The sequence below is a fragment of the Streptomyces sp. AC602_WCS936 genome (assembly GCF_019049125.1).
Classification (GTDB): Bacteria; Actinomycetota; Actinomycetes; order Streptomycetales; family Streptomycetaceae; genus Streptomyces.
In genome coordinates, this window is sequence record NZ_JAGMUF010000112.1 from 217,058 (window position 1) to 217,636 (window position 579).

Here is a 579-nt window from a genome sequence, read left to right on the forward strand (position 1 = left end):
GTGAGACCGGCGCGGTCCTTCACGGGCACCACGGACCGCTCGAAGCGGTTCTCCTTCCAGGCGGTGGCCGCGCGCTCCTGGGAGAGGGCCGCGTACTCGTCGACGTCGCGGCGGGAGAAGCCCTCGATGGTGGCGATCAGGTCCGCGCCGATGCCCTGCGGCACGAAGTTGGTGGCGAGGTTGGTCATCGGGTCGTTGAACCAGGCGCCGCCGTCCGAGGCCATGGGCACTCGGGACATGGACTCGACGCCGCCCGCGAGAACCAGGTCCTCCCAGCCCGAGCGGACCTTCGCGGCGGCCAGGTTGACGGCCTCCAGACCCGAGGCACAGAAGCGGTTCTCCTGCACGCCCGCCACGGTGTCCGGCAGGCCGGCCGCGACGGCGGCGATGCGGGCGATGTCGGAGCCCTGGTCACCGACCGGTCCGACGACGCCGAGCACGATGTCGTCGACGGCGGCGGGGTCGAGGTCCGGGAAACGGGCGCGGATCTCGTGGATCAGGCCGACGACCAGGTCGACGGGCTTCGTGCCGTGCAGGGCGCCGTTCGCCTTGCCGCGTCCGCGCGGAGTGCGGATCGCG

At 72.5% G+C, this 579-nt stretch carries 1 protein-coding gene; it reads right to left on the bottom strand.

The features are described 5' to 3' along the window. A partial coding sequence (locus tag KUM03_RS38675; RefSeq protein WP_302185915.1) for a beta-ketoacyl synthase N-terminal-like domain-containing protein occupies nt 1-579 on the bottom strand: 579 nt, incomplete at both ends.